Annotated in this window: 16 protein-coding genes; 14 read left to right on the forward strand and 2 right to left on the reverse strand. The window is 45.0% G+C overall.

What is annotated here, in order from left to right:
* Positions 1-124: 124 nt before the first annotated feature.
* Positions 125-853, reverse strand: coding sequence for a redoxin family protein (locus tag R7Q38_RS21360; protein ID WP_005382781.1), 729 nt, complete (start codon positions 851-853; stop codon positions 125-127).
* A 169-nt stretch (positions 854-1,022) separates the two neighbouring features.
* Here R7Q38_RS21360 and oxyR point away from each other — a divergent pair, with 169 nt between their 5' ends.
* Positions 1,023-1,934, forward strand: coding sequence for a DNA-binding transcriptional regulator OxyR (gene oxyR, locus R7Q38_RS21365; RefSeq protein WP_005381326.1), 912 nt, complete (start codon positions 1,023-1,025; stop codon positions 1,932-1,934).
* A 53-nt stretch (positions 1,935-1,987) separates the two neighbouring features.
* On the opposite strand, the gene R7Q38_RS21370 is transcribed toward oxyR, so the two are convergent.
* The gene (locus R7Q38_RS21370; RefSeq protein ID WP_318114349.1) at positions 1,988-4,549 is read right to left on the reverse strand and encodes a PBP1A family penicillin-binding protein; all 2,562 of its coding nucleotides are present in this window, start codon (positions 4,547-4,549) and stop codon (positions 1,988-1,990) included.
* A 144-nt stretch (positions 4,550-4,693) separates the two neighbouring features.
* Here R7Q38_RS21370 and pilM point away from each other — a divergent pair, with 144 nt between their 5' ends.
* From pilM to rpsR, 13 genes are all read left to right on the forward strand, one after another.
* Complete coding sequence (gene pilM / locus R7Q38_RS21375; protein ID WP_005381324.1) at positions 4,694-5,710, forward strand: type IV pilus biogenesis protein PilM; 1,017 nt, start codon at positions 4,694-4,696, stop codon at positions 5,708-5,710.
* Positions 5,694-6,269: a PilN domain-containing protein gene (locus R7Q38_RS21380; protein WP_017821732.1), complete on the forward strand. Its 576-nt coding sequence runs from the start codon at positions 5,694-5,696 to the stop codon at positions 6,267-6,269. The genes pilM and R7Q38_RS21380 overlap by 17 nt, the downstream gene beginning before the upstream one ends.
* Complete coding sequence (locus R7Q38_RS21385) at positions 6,262-6,855, forward strand: type 4a pilus biogenesis protein PilO (RefSeq protein WP_054575469.1); 594 nt, start codon at positions 6,262-6,264, stop codon at positions 6,853-6,855. Before R7Q38_RS21380 ends, R7Q38_RS21385 begins: the two co-directional genes overlap by 8 nt.
* On the forward strand, positions 6,845-7,360 hold the full coding sequence (locus tag R7Q38_RS21390) for a pilus assembly protein PilP (protein WP_005382766.1): 516 nt from the start codon (positions 6,845-6,847) through the stop codon (positions 7,358-7,360). Before R7Q38_RS21385 ends, R7Q38_RS21390 begins: the two co-directional genes overlap by 11 nt.
* 25 nt (positions 7,361-7,385) lie before the next feature.
* On the forward strand, positions 7,386-9,131 hold the full coding sequence (locus tag R7Q38_RS21395) for a type IV pilus secretin PilQ (protein WP_005382765.1): 1,746 nt from the start codon (positions 7,386-7,388) through the stop codon (positions 9,129-9,131).
* A 187-nt stretch (positions 9,132-9,318) separates the two neighbouring features.
* Complete coding sequence (gene aroK, locus R7Q38_RS21400; protein WP_005381319.1) at positions 9,319-9,837, forward strand: shikimate kinase AroK; 519 nt, start codon at positions 9,319-9,321, stop codon at positions 9,835-9,837.
* Positions 9,838-9,869: 32 nt separating this feature from the next.
* Complete coding sequence (gene aroB / locus R7Q38_RS21405; protein WP_005381318.1) at positions 9,870-10,970, forward strand: 3-dehydroquinate synthase; 1,101 nt, start codon at positions 9,870-9,872, stop codon at positions 10,968-10,970.
* Between the two features lie 52 nt (positions 10,971-11,022).
* Complete coding sequence (locus tag R7Q38_RS21410) at positions 11,023-12,534, forward strand: SPOR domain-containing protein (protein ID WP_054575467.1); 1,512 nt, start codon at positions 11,023-11,025, stop codon at positions 12,532-12,534.
* Between the two features lie 69 nt (positions 12,535-12,603).
* Positions 12,604-13,443, forward strand: a complete 840-nt coding sequence (locus R7Q38_RS21415; RefSeq protein ID WP_005382762.1) for a Dam family site-specific DNA-(adenine-N6)-methyltransferase — start codon at positions 12,604-12,606, stop codon at positions 13,441-13,443.
* Positions 13,444-13,535: 92 nt separating this feature from the next.
* Positions 13,536-14,207, forward strand: coding sequence for a ribulose-phosphate 3-epimerase (rpe, locus tag R7Q38_RS21420; RefSeq protein WP_054575466.1), 672 nt, complete (start codon positions 13,536-13,538; stop codon positions 14,205-14,207).
* 244 nt (positions 14,208-14,451) lie between these two features.
* The gene (gene rpsF / locus R7Q38_RS21425) at positions 14,452-14,841 is read left to right on the forward strand and encodes a 30S ribosomal protein S6 (protein ID WP_005381299.1); all 390 of its coding nucleotides are present in this window, start codon (positions 14,452-14,454) and stop codon (positions 14,839-14,841) included.
* Between the two features lie 8 nt (positions 14,842-14,849).
* Positions 14,850-15,152, forward strand: a complete 303-nt coding sequence (priB, locus tag R7Q38_RS21430) for a primosomal replication protein N (RefSeq protein ID WP_005381298.1) — start codon at positions 14,850-14,852, stop codon at positions 15,150-15,152.
* Positions 15,153-15,168: 16 nt separating this feature from the next.
* Entirely contained in the window at positions 15,169-15,396 is a 228-nt protein-coding gene (gene rpsR / locus R7Q38_RS21435; RefSeq protein ID WP_000090472.1) for a 30S ribosomal protein S18, read from the forward strand.
* Positions 15,397-15,416: the final 20 nt, after the last annotated feature.

The following is a 15,416-nucleotide window of genomic DNA, read 5'->3' on the forward strand; positions in this document are numbered from 1 at the left end:
GAATCTGGATAAGTAGTCACCTTATTGGTAGATGACTACTTATCTAGACTAGTAGAAGAAGTGGTTTAGGGTTGGCCTCCGAGCCAAAAGGCACCGGAGACCGAGGGTGTAGGCTATGGACAGCTTAGCCTAGATACGCTTCTAGCTCTTCGCTACCGCCGATGTGCTTGCCACCGATAAAGACTTGTGGAACAGTCGTGCGACCAGATATAGCTCGTAGACTAACTGTTGTTGCGTCTTTACCCAGAATCACTTCTTCATATTGAAGACCGTGGTCAATCAGATTTTGTTTCGCTTTCATACAGAAAGGGCAGCCTGGTTTAGTGAACACAGTGATGGATTCTTGCGTTTTGTAGTCAGGCGCTATGTAGTTCAGCATCGTATCTGCGTCTGACACCTTGAATGGGTCGCCTGGTTCGTTTGGCTCAATGAACATTTTTTCCACTACGCCATCTTTTACTAGCATACTGTAACGCCATGAACGTTTGCCAAAGCCGATGTCGTTTTTATCCACTAACATACCCATGCCATCGGTGAATTCACCATTACCATCCGGGATGAAGGTAATGTTTTCTGCTTCTTGGTCTTGTTTCCATGCATTCATCACGAACGTATCATTGACCGAGACACAAATAATCTCATCCACTCCGTGCTCTTTAAATACAGGGAACAATTCGTTGTAACGAGGTAGATGGCTTGATGAACAGGTTGGAGTAAATGCACCCGGTAAGCTAAATACGATAACGGTCTTACCTTTAAATAGCTCATCGGTCGTTACATTCACCCAAGAGTCACCTTGACGAACTGGAAAAGTAACTTGAGGGACTTGTTGACCTTCTTTAGATACAAACATAATGATTTCCTTTAACTATTTTAAATTATGCGTATAGAGCTTAGCGTTTTTCGTCGCTCTGTTTCGTTTTGTTGAGCCCATTATTGTAAAAATCCTTTGATAGCTCTAATCGTTTGGTGTTATGGTTTTGATAGGTATTAGCTATTGTTAAAGAAGCGAAGCGTGAATTATGAATATTCGAGATTTTGAGTACTTAGTTGCACTTGCGGAACATAAGCACTTTCGCAAAGCGGCAGAGGCATGTTTTGTTAGCCAGCCAACATTGAGTGGGCAAATTCGTAAACTAGAGGATGAACTCGGGACCACGCTTTTAGAGCGAAGCAGCCGACGTGTTTTGTTTACCGATTCAGGGTTACAGCTGGTGGAGCAGGCTAAACGCATCTTAAGTGAAGTGAAAACCTTCAGAGATATGGCAAGCGGTCAAAGCGGAGCCATGACTGGACCGATGCATATTGGTTTCATCCCGACGGTTGGGCCTTATCTACTACCCAAAATTCTGCCGCAGATAAAAGAAGCATTTCCTGAGCTGGAGCTATTTCTGCACGAAGCTCAGACACATCAATTAGTGCGTCAATTGGAAGAAGGCAAACTAGATTGCTTAGTTTTAGCTTCGGTTGATGAAACTGCGCCATTTAAAGAGATCGAAGTGTATCAAGAGCCATTAAGTGTCGCAGTGCCATGTGACCATGAGTGGGCCTCTCTCGACCATGTTGATATGTTGGAGCTGAATGGTAAAACCGTTTTAGCGTTGGGAGACGGCCACTGTCTGCGAGATCAAGCGTTAGGTTTTTGTTTTGCCGCTGGTGCAAAAGACGATGAGCGTTTTAAAGCCACCAGCTTGGAGACGTTACGCAACATGGTTGCTGCCGGTGCGGGGATTACGTTATTGCCTCAGCTTTCTATCCCTAATGAGAAGCAAAAAGATGGCGTATGCTACGTACCAGCTGTTAACCCAACCCCCTCGCGTAATATCGTTCTCGTATACCGTCCGGGCTCACCATTACGAGCTAGGTTTGAAGCTTTAGCAGCGAAGATTAAAGAGGTGTTGGCTTCTTATCCATCATTGAATGCTGCAGCATAAAAAGCAGAAATAAAAAAGGGAGAGCTTGATGCTCTCCCTTGTGCTTTTGTGATTTAGAACAGTTCTTCTGCGCCAGAGCCTGAAGAATAAATACTATCTTCTAAACGGTCGCCAGCGTATTCGGTAGGCTCCGTGCCTTTTTCAAAGTATTCGAACATTGATGTGCTATCTACTTTGTGCGTTAGCATACCGCTGTTGCGATCAATACGAACTCGAATAATATCCTCTGGAATATTTTTACCTTGCTCCGGCGTCCCTTCTAGCGCAACACGCATGAAGTCAATCCAAGCAGGCTCTGCGGTTTTCGCACCCGACTCGGCACCAGAAATTTGGCCTTGCCCTAGGTTGCTGTTAACAGTGGTGCGGCCAAGTGCACGTGAATGATCATCAAAGCCAACCCAAGCTATCGCAACGACACCAGGTCCATAGCCATTGTACCAAGCATCCTTGGAATCATTCGTTGTACCCGTTTTACCCCCGATATCTCGACGACCAAGTTTTTGCGCGCGCCAGCCTGTACCATTCCAACCTGTGCCTTCACGCCAGTTACCGCCACCCCAAATGTTGCTGTACATCATCTCACGCATTAAGAATGCATTCTGTTCAGAGATAACTTGCGGTGCATATTGAGGTTCATCATTTTCAAGGGCATTGTCTGTTGCAAGGCCATCAATTGCGACGTCTTGTTCGCCAAATTCATCAGCGTAGCGATTTTCTGGCTGCTCGCTCATTTGCGGACAATCCTTATGACAAACACTCTTTGGATTGGCTTTAAACAGTACTTCACCGAATGCATCTTCCACGCGTTCTACATAGAATGGTTCAACGTAATAACCACCGTTCGCAAACACAGAGTAACCTTGTGCCACTTTCATTGGTGTTAAGCTGCCAGCTCCGAGTGCGATGGTCTCTGAGCGCGGTACTTGGTTAATATCAAAACCGAAACGAGTAAGGTACTGACGTGTCTCCTCGAGGCCAACTTCACGGAGTGTACGCACTGCCATGACGTTTTTTGATTGAGCTAAGCCGAGGCGAAGACGCGTTGGACCACCATAAGTCGGTGGTGAGTTTTTTGGTCGCCAAGCTGAACCAGAACCTGCATCCCACTTGTTAATCGGCGCATCGTTAATCAAAGTGGCTAGAGTCAGCCCTTTGTCAATTGCTGCCGAGTAGATGAAAGGCTTGATACTTGAACCAACCTGACGCACTGACATGGTTGCACGGTTAAACTTGCTGTGAACAAAGTTGAAACCACCAACCAGCGACAATATCGCGCCATTTTCTGGGTTCATCGCAACAAACGCGGTGTTTGCTGTCGGCACTTGGCTCAGTTTCCAGCTCAGTGTTGTGTTGTCATCTTCATCGGTTTCACTTACTTCGCGAACCCAAACTTGTTGACCTGTCGCTAGCACATCATGCGCTGACTTTGGTGTTGAGCCTTGGCGGTTATCAGTAATGTACTTACGCGCCCAGTGCATTCCAGTCCAAGGGATGGTTTGCTCTTTATGGTTCTTAACCCATACTTGTGCCGTCTTATCATCGACTTTCGTCACAACCGCAGGGTAAAGGTCACCATAAGTTGGCTGTTTCTTCAGGTGCTTTTCTATTTGCTCATTGTCCCAGGCCGCTTCCCCTTCTTTCCAAAGCACACTTTCTGCACCACGGTAGCCATGACGTTCATCGTATGACAAGAGGTTATTTACCGCAGACGTATTTGCAGCATCTTGCAGTTTAGAATCCACAGTCATGTAGATATTCAAGCCAGAGGTATAAGCTTCTTCTTCACCGTATTCTTTTACTGCCCATGCACGAGCCAACTCTGCTACGTAAGGTGCGGAAAGCTCAATCTCAGCGCTATGATAACGCGCCACAATAGGCTCATTGCGTGCTTCGTCATACTGCTCTTGTGTAATGTATTTCTCATCAAGCATTCGCATTAATACAACGTTACGGCGTTTTGTTGCGCGCTCAAGAGAGTAAATTGGGTTCATGGTTGATGGCGCTTTTGGCATACCAGCGAGTGTTGCAATCTCACTTAACGTCAATTCATCAAGGCTCTTGCCAAAATACACTTGAGCGGCAGCACCAAAGCCATATGAGCGGTAACCAAGGAAGATTTTATTGACATAAAGCTCCATGATTTCTTGCTTACTTAAAAGCTGCTCAATATGGATAGCAATAAAAATCTCTTTAATCTTACGCATGATCTTCTTCTCATTAGATAAGAAGAAGTTACGAGCTAGCTGTTGCGTAATCGTACTTGCACCCTGTTTAGCCGAGCCTGAAACCGCAACAACAACCGCTGCACGAGTGATGCCGATAGGGTCGATACCAGGATGCTCATAGAAACGACTATCTTCGGTTGCGATGAGCGCGTGAATTAAGTCTTGAGGAATTTCGTCATAAGTAACAGGAATACGACGCTTTTCACCGAACTGTGCGATCAGCTTCCCGTCTTGACTAAACACCTTCATAGGTGTTTGTAATTCAACGTCTTTTAGAGTTGCAACATCTGGCAATTCAGGCTTCACGTACTGATAGAAGCCAAATATTGTGGTGACTCCAAGAATTATGCAAATCAATGTTAAAAATAATAAACGCTTTATGAACTTCACCGGAGAATCCCTGATTGGTTGAGGCTGTGTAACGGCAAACCCTTGTACTCTTAGGTCAAAAATTTAGCACATAAGAGATATTAACTCTTATTTGGATGCTAATAACAACCTTTGCACGAAGAAATTTCGGAGCGAGAGTAAGAGATGGATAAGCTAATCGTTACCGGCATCGATATAGGCCATAACAGCCTCAAAGCCGTAGTACTTAAACCCACAGGCAACAATTACGCTCTGTTGGGTTACAAAGAAATATTACTAAAGGAAGGTATTGTCGCTGAAAATAACACCATAAATCATCAAGAAATTGTAAAGACCCTCAAGCAGATAAAAAAAGAACTGCCTTTTGGTGCTAAAAAAGTTGCGATCTCAGTTCCTGATAACTCGGTAATTAGCAAGAAACTGCAAATAGAACAAAATCTTGAAGAGAGTGAAGTTGAGTTTGCAGTGATACAAGCCTTTTCTCATCAATCGCCATTCCCTGTCGAAGAGCTGAGTTTAGACTTCGTTCGTCTTCGCGCTGAGGGCGGGCAGAGTGGCAGTGATAGCTATCAAGTGTTTGCGACAAGAAAAGATGTGGTAGAAGGCCGAGTCGATGCATTACAAAAGTCCGGACTAAAACCTGTTTTAGTGGACGTGCATTCGCAAAGCCTTGGTCATATCTGGAAGCTCACCGCCGATCGCTTTCCTGACAAAAACAAATACTGCTTACTCGATATTGGCACTTTATCGAGCTCCTTCACCATGTTTACCGAACAAGGTGAACTGTTTCACAAAGAGTTTGCTTACGGCACACGCGGAGCAAACAGCGCTTCTCCAGTCGATTTTCTGTCCGATGATGCTCAGGAGAAAACAGAGCTGTTTAACCGTCAAATCGTAGAGCGAGTAAAGCGCCAGATGCAGCTCTATACCTCAATCAATGGCTCACAAAACATCAAGGGTATCTGGTTATCAGGGGAAGGTGCCTCCACTCCCATGCTCGCAGAGGAGTTGTCTCAACAATTGTCGTTAGAGTGTGAATTGCTAAATCCGCTAGGGCTATTTGAGATGAAGGTGTCTAAGCGTAAGCGTCGTGCTGTGGATTGGCAGCATTTCTCAACAGCAGCCGGACTGGCCGTTCGTGGCATTCATTGGCTAGGAGGCGCCCGTGCTTTATCGCATTAATTTACTTCCTTGGCGAGAGAGTCAAAGAGAAGAGCACCGACGTCGTTTCATCAGTTTGGTCGCATTAGGCATGTTGGTCGCTGTTGGCATCCAGTGGGGTATTGGAAAGTTTTTTGAGTACCAACAAGATCAACAACAGGAGCGGCTCGATTACCTCACTCACTACATTGCCGAACTCGACCAGCGTATTGAAGCAATGAAAATTGCAGAGCAAGAGCACAGCAAAATCCTCGAACGTCTAAAGGTCGTTGAAGGTTTACAAAACGGACGAAACAAAACGACCGAGTTCATGAACTTAATGCCTGCCGTTATCCCTGAAGGTGTATATGTCGACAAGATCAAAATGAATGATCTGGAAATTGAGATCTCTGGGATCTCAGATAGCACTCCAAAACTTGCCACGATGCTGGACAACATGGAGCGCTCGGCCAAGTTGAACGACGTAGAAATGCATTCCATCGTTCACGGCAAAGCCCGTTTTGGGAAAGAGTTTCAAACATTCAAAGTGTCTTTCATGTTCAAAGTAACGGAGAAGAAATTGGAGGCTCAACGTGGTTGATTGGCAGGATCTCGAAATCGATGAAATGGCCGAGTGGCCATTGTTGCCCCAGATTGTAGTAATCGCGCTTCTGATCATGGTGATTCAAGGCTTAGGTTATTGGCTTTACCTTAAACCGAAAGACGAACAGTTGAATCACTTGATTCAGCAGGAGCAGACACTCAAGGTGGCATTGAAGATCAAAGCGAACAAAGTGGCAGCGTTGCCTCAGCTTCAATCTCAATTGGATGAACTTACCACTCGTTACGAGTTATTACTGCAACAACTGCCTGCACAAAAAGAGCTGGCTACAATGCTCGCTTCAGTGAATGAGCTTGGCATCGACAATAAGCTGACTTTCACCCGAATCGACTGGGGCGAAAAACAATCAGAGCACTTCCTTTATCGTCTCCCTTTAAACATTGAGTTAACGGGCGACTTTCATGACATCGGCCATTTTTCTCAGGCGATAGCGACGCTACCTCGAATCATCACGTTTAAAGATGTGACTTGGCAACGTGTCAGCCAAGAGAGCGAAACCCTGCACTTTCGGGTGCGTGCTAATACCTATCAGTTTAAGCCGGAGGAGACGAAAAATGACAAGTAAGTCTTTGTTGTTGGTATTGATGGGTTCTCTATTGATGGGCTGCCAGGCGAATGATGAATCATTGACGGATTTTATTCGAGGAGTGGAAACACAGGCGCGTCGAGAGGTCGAGAAGCTTAAGCCCGCAGACAAGTATGTTGCAGTCACGTACGCACCGGAAGTACAGCGTGCACCCTTTGAATTACCCAAAGAAGCCACCATCGCGACTCAGCCAGTTGCAAGAAAAGATTGTTGGCAACCGCCCTCAAGAAGGCGAACTGGCAAATTAGAAAAATTCCCATTAAGCCAATTACGTTTGAAAGGTGTCATGGGCATGGATAACACGGTTTCTGGCCTCGTTCAGGCTCCCAATGGCACCGTCTATAAAGTTAAGCCGGGTCAATACCTCGGACGCAATAATGGCAAAGTGACCCATGTCAGCCACTCCTATTTGTTGATTAATGAAACGTTGCCCGACGGCTTAGGATGTTGGCAAAAACGTAAAGTTAAGTTGGCTTTGAGATAGCCCCATTTATTTTTGATATTGAGTAATGAAAATGAGACAAGGATTAACACGTACACCAAGGATACTTACTGGGCTCTTCTCCTTATGGTTGTTTGTATTTTTAGCCCCTTTAGCGGCAGCTGAAGAAGTTTCGTCCAATGCCCTAAAAAGTATCGACTTTCGAACTAATAAAGATAAAGACGCCGTGATTGTCGTCGAATTGGCGTCACCGGCCGCGATTGTAGATATCAAGCGTGTACAGGAAGGGTTAAGTATCGATTTGCTTAACACTTCAGTAAAAGACGAGCAATTGTATCTCCTAGACGTGAAAGATTTTTCGACTGTGGTTGAGAGCGTAGAAGTGTTTCGCGACACCTCGACGACGCGCTTGGTTGCGCACATCAATGAAGAATACATGCATGATTACCGTTTAACGGGGCGTTTTTTGGAAATCAAAGTAGCGAAGATCAAACCCAATGAGAAAGCCCCAGATAAAAGCATTTTAGAAAGAGAAGGTAAGCTTATTTCGATTAACTTCCAAGATATTCCTGTGCGAAACGTCTTGCAGCTTATTGCTGATTACAACCAATTCAATTTGGTTGTCTCCGACTCTGTAGAAGGCAACCTCACGCTTCGTCTTGATGGTGTCCCTTGGCAGCAAGTGCTGGATATTATTTTGCAAGTTAAGGGGTTAGATAAGCGTGTTGATGGCAACGTGATTTTAGTTGCTCCGACTGATGAGTTGGACTTGCGTGAGAAGCAGCAGTTAGAAAAACAAAAATTGACGGAAGAAATGGGAGAGCTTTCATCTGAAATCATCAAAGTTAATTTTGCTAAAGCATCAGACATTGCGGAGATGATCAATGGAGAAGGAAATATCAGCATGCTGTCAGAGCGCGGCAGTATGACCATTGATGAGCGAACTAACTCGTTATTGATTAGAGAGTTACCTGAAAACATCGAGGTGATTCGAGAAATTATTGAGTCTTTGGATATTCCAGTTAAACAGGTTCAAATTGAGGCGCGTATTGTGACCATCAATGAAGGTAACATGGATGAGTTAGGGATTCGTTGGGGTTTTACGTCTATTAATGGCAGTAATACAGTGGGCGGTTCTATTGAGAACAACCTTGCCACGATCGGTCTCTATAATGGAGAAGGGGGCGACGACGGTGGTGACGGTGACGGAGTGGGGATCGATGACTTCCTAAATGTAAACTTAGCTGCAACCAGCCCGAATGCGACCAGCATTGCTTTTCAGGTCGCAAAGTTAGGTTCAGACACCTTGTTGGATCTTGAGCTTTCTGCGCTGCAACAAGAGTCTAAAGCTGAGATTATCTCGAGCCCACGTTTGATCACTACCAATAAGAAACCTGCCTATATCGAACAAGGTACAGAGATTCCTTACCTAGAGTCATCATCAAGTGGTGCAACGACGGTGACGTTCAAAAAGGCGGTATTAAGTTTGAAGGTAACCCCGCAAATCACACCGGATAACCGCTTAGTATTGGATTTAAGTGTCACGCAAGATAGACCAGGACAAGTCGTGAAGACAGGCACTGGTGAAGCTGTTGCGATTGATACTCAACGTATCGGGACGCAAGTGTTAGTGAATAACGGTGAAACGGTCGTTCTTGGTGGTATTTTTCAGCACAGCATTACTAACTCGGTGGACAAAGTGCCTTTGTTGGGCGATCTGCCGCTATTAGGTGCGCTTTTTCGTCGAAGTTATGAAAATGTTGGTAAAAGTGAGCTGTTAATTTTCGTCACGCCTAAGGTGGTGATTCAGTAGTTCTGTCTCGGGAAAAACTGATTAAATCAAAAATAAAGTTGCAATAGTGGCACCATGCTTGGATAATTTCGGGTCTTATCACGAATTATCTGTGAGGAACTGGTGCCACAAGCCTTGTAGAACAGCAGTTTAGCTGTGTTTTCTTGTGGCGATCTTATTGAATCAATGTTGTAAATTACTGCTAAACATGGCTGAGAAACGTAATATTTTCCTTGTTGGCCCAATGGGCGCCGGCAAAAGTACAATTGGTAGACATCTAGCACAGCAACTGCATATGGAGTTTGTTGACTCCGATACAGTGATCGAAGAACGCACTGGTGCAGACATCTCTTGGGTTTTTGATGTAGAAGGTGAAGAAGGCTTCCGCAAGCGTGAAGAAGCGGTACTTGAAGACCTAACACAAGAGCAAGGCATCGTGCTTGCGACTGGCGGTGGCTCTGTTAAGAGCAAAGAAAACCGCAATCGTCTTTCGGCACGTGGTGTTGTTGTTTACTTAGAAACGACGATTGAAAAGCAACTTGCGCGTACAAACCGCGACAAGAAGCGTCCTTTACTTCAAACGGATAACCCTCGCGAAGTATTGGAGCAATTAGCTGAAGAACGTAATCCTTTATATGAAGAAGTAGCGGATTACACTGTTCGCACTGACGATCAAAGTGCAAAAGTGGTAGCCAACCAGATCGTAAAAATGCTAGAAGAGAGATAAGTCTTTATCTTTTTTTTAATTGGAGCAAACCGATGGAACGGATTACGGTCAACCTAGCTGAGCGTAGCTACCCAATCTCTATTGGCGCCGGGTTATTTGAGGACCCGGCGTACCTCTCTCAAGTTCTCTCAAACAAAAATGCAAAACAAAAAGTTGTTGTGATCAGTAATGTCACAGTGGCGCCTTTGTATGCAGACAAAATTTTAAAGCAACTCGAGCAGCTCGGCTGTAGTGCATCCTTGTTAGAATTGCCTGACGGTGAACAGTACAAAAACTTGGATGTATTTAATCAAGTAATGAACTTCTTACTGGAAGGGAGTTATGCTCGTGATGTTGTGATCATCGCGTTAGGTGGTGGTGTTATTGGCGACCTTGTGGGTTTTGCGTCTGCCTGTTACCAGCGTGGGGTCGACTTTATTCAAATACCGACCACATTACTATCCCAAGTGGACTCTTCGGTTGGTGGAAAAACCGCGGTTAACCATCCGTTGGGTAAGAACATGATAGGTGCGTTTTACCAACCTAAAGCCGTGATCATTGATACCAACTGCCTGTCGACGTTGCCTGAACGTGAGTTCGCTGCGGGTATCGCCGAAGTCATTAAGTACGGCATTATTTACGATGCAGATTTTTTTGTATGGTTAGAAGACAATCTTGAGCGCTTGTATGCGTTGGATGAAGAAGCACTAACTTATGCGATCGCACGTTGCTGTGAAATAAAAGCGGAAGTGGTGGCTCAGGATGAGAAAGAATCGGGCATCCGTGCTTTGCTTAACCTAGGTCACACCTTTGGTCATGCGATTGAAGCGGAACTTGGCTATGGCAATTGGCTGCATGGTGAAGCGGTATCTTCCGGCACTGTTATGGCGGCCAAAACGTCGCATCTACGCGGTCTGATCTCGGAAGAGCAATTTGAGCGTATTGTTGCGATTTTGCGTCGTGCAAAACTGCCTGTGCATACTCCAGACAGTATGAATTTCGATGACTTCATCAAGCACATGATGCGAGATAAGAAAGTCCTCTCTGGTCAATTACGATTGGTTTTGCCTACAGGCATTGGCACTGCCGAGGTAATTGCTGATACGACGCAAGACGTACTCAAGCAGGCAATAGACTTCGGTCGCGATATTTAACCTTGTAATGGTGCCTTTGGGCGTCATTCTTGTAGTGTATTAAGGTTATTAGATGAGTGTTGCTCACGTACTGGAATTAGATTCTCAAATCGAGTTGCTTGATAGATTAGGTCTACTGACTAACTTTGGTTCCAATCTCATTGCGATTAATGGTCATGATGGGTACGGGAAATCTTGGTTAGCGCAGCGATACCTTGAAGTGGGTGCCAGTAACAAGAATCAATGTTTGTTACTTTGTCATTCTAATCAAGACGATATGCAGCATCGCGTCCTTATTTTGAGTCAACTAGTTTCGGACGCATTGTTTAATCAGCAAGAGCCTTTACTTGATAGCCTTGAAAGGCTTTTAGGTGATGAGCCGTGTGACATTGCAATTGTTGTAGATGATGCGCATTTATTGAGTGAGACACTTATCTCTGAGCTTTGGATGCTGGTCTTAGAGGCGCACCATAAGCCAAATTGGACCATCAATGTCTTACTGTTTACACAGTCTGGACGTTTAGAAGGTTTGCTAGCACGTCTCAGTTATGGACAAGAGATAAAGCCTGTTGAGCTTGATATTGATATGTTGTCCGAAGTGGAAGCTCGTCGTTTCTTTGAGTCACTTGTAGCGCGCTACGTCGATGATGAGTCTGAGAAACGGGTTCGAGATGCATTTAAAAAAGTCGACCCAGTACCGGGGGACATCATGGCGTTAGGAGAGATGAAAGTGGAAAAAAGGATCATTATCCGCTCGATTGTCGGTTCACCCCTGAATATTGCGTTGGTGGTATTAGTATTACTGTTGCTTGCTGCTGGTGGCTATTGGTGGATGCTTAGTCAACCAAGTCCTGATGATAAGGCGCAGCAAATTGCTGGCAGTTTAGAGCAAACGGCTATTCCAACTTTTGAAGAGTCAGTAATCAGTGCAGCGCAATCTTCACTGCAACCTGTAACCGATGGCTCTAGCAGTCTTGATAACTCTGGTGCGGTTGATGATTCTGATTCATTACCGCCAGCAGTGACAGAAGAAGTAGCGAGCGTAGGCAGTGATGACAATCAACAAAGAGTGGTGATTGAGTCGAATGTGGTCGATGCATTGCTTGAAGGTAAAACTGATTCAGCAGACACAAAAGCGATTGATGACGTCGTAGGTACTGAGAAAACAGAAACCGCCGATGAAACTAGCTCTCCTTTGATTAAAGTCGTAAAACCGAATCAAGATATGGCGCAAGCACCTGCTCAGTCAGAAGAGGGTGAGGCAAACCAACCTGTTGTGAAGTTTTCATTTGCTCGTGAAGAACTAAAAGCGCTATCGCCAAGAGCTTATACTTTACAACTCGCAGCTATGACCTCAATGGAAGATGTACAATCCTTTCTCAATGAGCATCAACTGAATAATCAAGTGCGAATTTATCCTACCGTTCGTAATGACACCGAGTGGTATATCATCACATATCAAGATTATCCGACAATTCAAATGGCTCGTGATGCCGTCGCAAGCTTGCCAGATTCGGTTAAGTCGGTGAGTCCTTGGGCAAAATCACTCCGTCAGGTTCACCGTGAAATTGAACGAGTGAAATAAACCTGAGCTTCCCTGAAAAATATGTTACATTCCGCAGCCTTAATTTTTGGTCGATAGATAGAGCAGTAGATGAAAAAGCAACGAGCCTTTCTTAAATGGGCAGGAGGAAAATACGGACTGGTTGAAGACATCCAACGTCATTTGCCGCCGGCTCGAAAGCTAGTTGAACCTTTTGTTGGTGCGGGCTCAGTGTTTCTGAATACCGATTATGACCATTATCTACTTGCAGATATCAATCCAGATTTGATCAATCTGTACAACCTGCTGAAAGAACGCCCTGAAGAGTATATCTCTGAAGCGAAGCGTTGGTTTGTCGCTGAGAACAACCGCAAAGAAGCCTACCTACACATTCGCGCTGAATTTAATAAAACCGATGACGTGATGTACCGCTCTTTAGCGTTTTTGTACATGAACCGCTTTGGTTTTAATGGCCTATGCCGTTACAACAAAAAAGGTGGCTTCAATGTACCGTTTGGCTCTTACAAAAAGCCGTATTTCCCTGAGGCGGAATTGGAGTTTTTTGCAGAAAAAGCCAAAAAAGCTACGTTCGTTTGTGAAGGTTATCCTGAAACATTTCGTCGTGCGCGCAAAGGGAGCGTCGTGTATTGCGATCCACCTTATGCGCCGCTTTCAAATACGGCAAATTTCACCTCATACGCAGGTAATGGTTTCACGTTGGACGACCAAGCTGCATTAGCCGACATTGCTGAAAGAACAGCGACTGAACGTGGCATTCCTGTGTTGATTTCTAACCACGACACTACCTTGACACGTCGGTTGTATCACGGTGCGGATCTTAATGTGGTAAAAGTAAAGCGTACCATTAGCCGTAATGGTAACGGTCGTAATAAAGTTGATGAGCTACTTGCGCTTTTTCATGCCCCAGACATGGATAAATCAAGCTCTTAATTCTCACACTATTATATCTAAATAGTGGATCTCCCCACTGGCTTCGGTAGAATTGCGCGCAGATTGTTTGCTCATTACTACTGAGGTCAGGTATGAAAGATTTTCTTATTGCTCCATCCATTTTATCGGCAGATTTTGCTCGTCTCGGTGAAGATGTAGAAAAAGTACTCGCAGCGGGTGCGGATGTGGTGCATTTCGACGTTATGGATAACCACTATGTACCAAACCTGACTTTTGGTGCGCCTGTGTGTAAAGCACTACGCGATTATGGCATCACAGCGCCAATCGATGTTCACCTAATGGTGAAACCCGTTGACCGTATTATTCCTGATTTCGCAAAAGCGGGTGCGTCGATGATTACGTTCCATGTAGAAGCTTCTGATCATGTAGACCGTACACTGCAGTTAATTAAAGAGCACGGCTGTCAGGCTGGTGTGGTACTAAACCCAGCAACGCCACTTGCAAGTCTTGAGTTTATTATGGATAAAGTCGACATGATTCTACTGATGTCGGTAAACCCTGGTTTTGGTGGTCAATCATTCATTCCTCATACACTAGATAAACTGCGTGCCGTTCGTAAGATGATTGACGAGTCTGGCCGTGATATCCGCTTAGAAATCGATGGCGGTGTGAAGGTTGACAACATTCGTGAAATTGCAGAAGCGGGCGCAGACATGTTTGTCGCAGGCTCGGCGATTTTCGGTGAGCCAGATTACAAACAAGTGATCGATCAAATGCGCGCTGAACTGGTTGAAGTTAAATAAGCAACGATAAGCCAACGCAATAACACGCTGATTTTAAAGGCTGCTAGCTTGTTGGCAGCCTTTGTGTTTTCTAGTATTAGAAGAAATTAAATATCCGCTGCGCTGAGCAAATAATCACTTGCCTATTTTACGCCCTTTCTGTACTATTCGTGCTCCTTAAACTCAGTCAATTATCTTTAGTTCCTTGCTTCCTCTGGACGACTGAGCCATTTGTGGAAGCTGAATAATCCGTAAGGAGCAACCAATGCGTCATTACGAAATCGTATTCATGGTGCACCCAGATCAAAGCGAGCAAGTTGCTGGCATGATCGAGCGTTACACTGGTTCAATCACTGAAGCTGGCGGTAAAATCCACCGTCTAGAAGACTGGGGCCGTCGTCAACTGGCTTACCCAATCAACAAGCTTCACAAAGCTCACTACGTTCTTATGAACGTTGAAGCTGACCAAGCTGTAATTGATGAGCTAGAAACTGCTTTCCGTTTCAACGATGCAGTTCTACGTAACATGATCATGCGTACTAAAGCAGCGATCACTGAGCAATCTATCATGCTTAAGCAAAAAGAAGAGCGTGCTCCACGTCGTGAAGAGCGTTCTGAAGCTAAGCCTGAAGCTAAGTCAGAAGCTGCTGAGTAAGTTTTTTTATGGCCAATCGAATGGAGCTGAGCGGCACCATTGCCAAACCGCCCATTCGTAGTAAAAGCCCTGGTGGCATTGAACACTGTCGGTTTTGGCTGGAGCATCGCTCTACTATTATCGAAGCTGACTTACCTCGACAAGTTTATTGTCGTATGCCGGTAGTCGTCAGCGGGCTTGGGTCACAAGCACTAACTCAGAATTTAGTTCAAGGCAGTAACATTAAGGTAAGTGGTTTTGTCACTTATCAAACCGGCCGAAATGGCGTGGGAAAATTAGTGTTACACGCCGACAACATTACTCAAATTTAAGATCAGGAGATAGCCCATGGCTCGTTTCTTCCGTCGTCGTAAATTCTGCCGTTTCACTGCAGAAGGCGTACAAGAGATTGATTACAAAGACGTAGCAACTCTTAAAAACTACATCACTGAAGCTGGTAAAATCGTACCTAGCCGTATCACTGGTACAAGCGCTAAGTACCAGCGTCAACTAGCACGTGCTATCAAGCGTTCACGCTACCTAGCTCTACTACCGTACACTGACAAGCATCAGTAATCGGTTCATTTTATTAAGAA

It is taken from the genome of Vibrio sp. Vb0598, from assembly GCF_033338935.1.
Lineage (GTDB): Bacteria > Pseudomonadota > Gammaproteobacteria > Enterobacterales > Vibrionaceae > Vibrio > Vibrio alginolyticus.

Coding starts and splice junctions, on each gene's coding strand:
- R7Q38_RS21360 (WP_005382781.1), bottom strand. CDS start 853: ATGTTTGTATCTAAAGAAGGTCAACAAGTCCCTCAAGTTACTTTTCCA.
- priB (WP_005381298.1), top strand. CDS start 14,850: ATGGCCAATCGAATGGAGCTGAGCGGCACCATTGCCAAACCGCCCATT.
- oxyR (WP_005381326.1), top strand. CDS start 1,023: ATGAATATTCGAGATTTTGAGTACTTAGTTGCACTTGCGGAACATAAG.
- R7Q38_RS21390 (WP_005382766.1), top strand. CDS start 6,845: ATGACAAGTAAGTCTTTGTTGTTGGTATTGATGGGTTCTCTATTGATG.
- aroK (WP_005381319.1), top strand. CDS start 9,319: ATGGCTGAGAAACGTAATATTTTCCTTGTTGGCCCAATGGGCGCCGGC.
- aroB (WP_005381318.1), top strand. CDS start 9,870: ATGGAACGGATTACGGTCAACCTAGCTGAGCGTAGCTACCCAATCTCT.
- rpsR (WP_000090472.1), top strand. CDS start 15,169: ATGGCTCGTTTCTTCCGTCGTCGTAAATTCTGCCGTTTCACTGCAGAA.
- R7Q38_RS21415 (WP_005382762.1), top strand. CDS start 12,604: ATGAAAAAGCAACGAGCCTTTCTTAAATGGGCAGGAGGAAAATACGGA.
- rpsF (WP_005381299.1), top strand. CDS start 14,452: ATGCGTCATTACGAAATCGTATTCATGGTGCACCCAGATCAAAGCGAG.
- pilM (WP_005381324.1), top strand. CDS start 4,694: ATGGATAAGCTAATCGTTACCGGCATCGATATAGGCCATAACAGCCTC.
- R7Q38_RS21395 (WP_005382765.1), top strand. CDS start 7,386: ATGAAAATGAGACAAGGATTAACACGTACACCAAGGATACTTACTGGG.
- rpe (WP_054575466.1), top strand. CDS start 13,536: ATGAAAGATTTTCTTATTGCTCCATCCATTTTATCGGCAGATTTTGCT.
- R7Q38_RS21410 (WP_054575467.1), top strand. CDS start 11,023: ATGAGTGTTGCTCACGTACTGGAATTAGATTCTCAAATCGAGTTGCTT.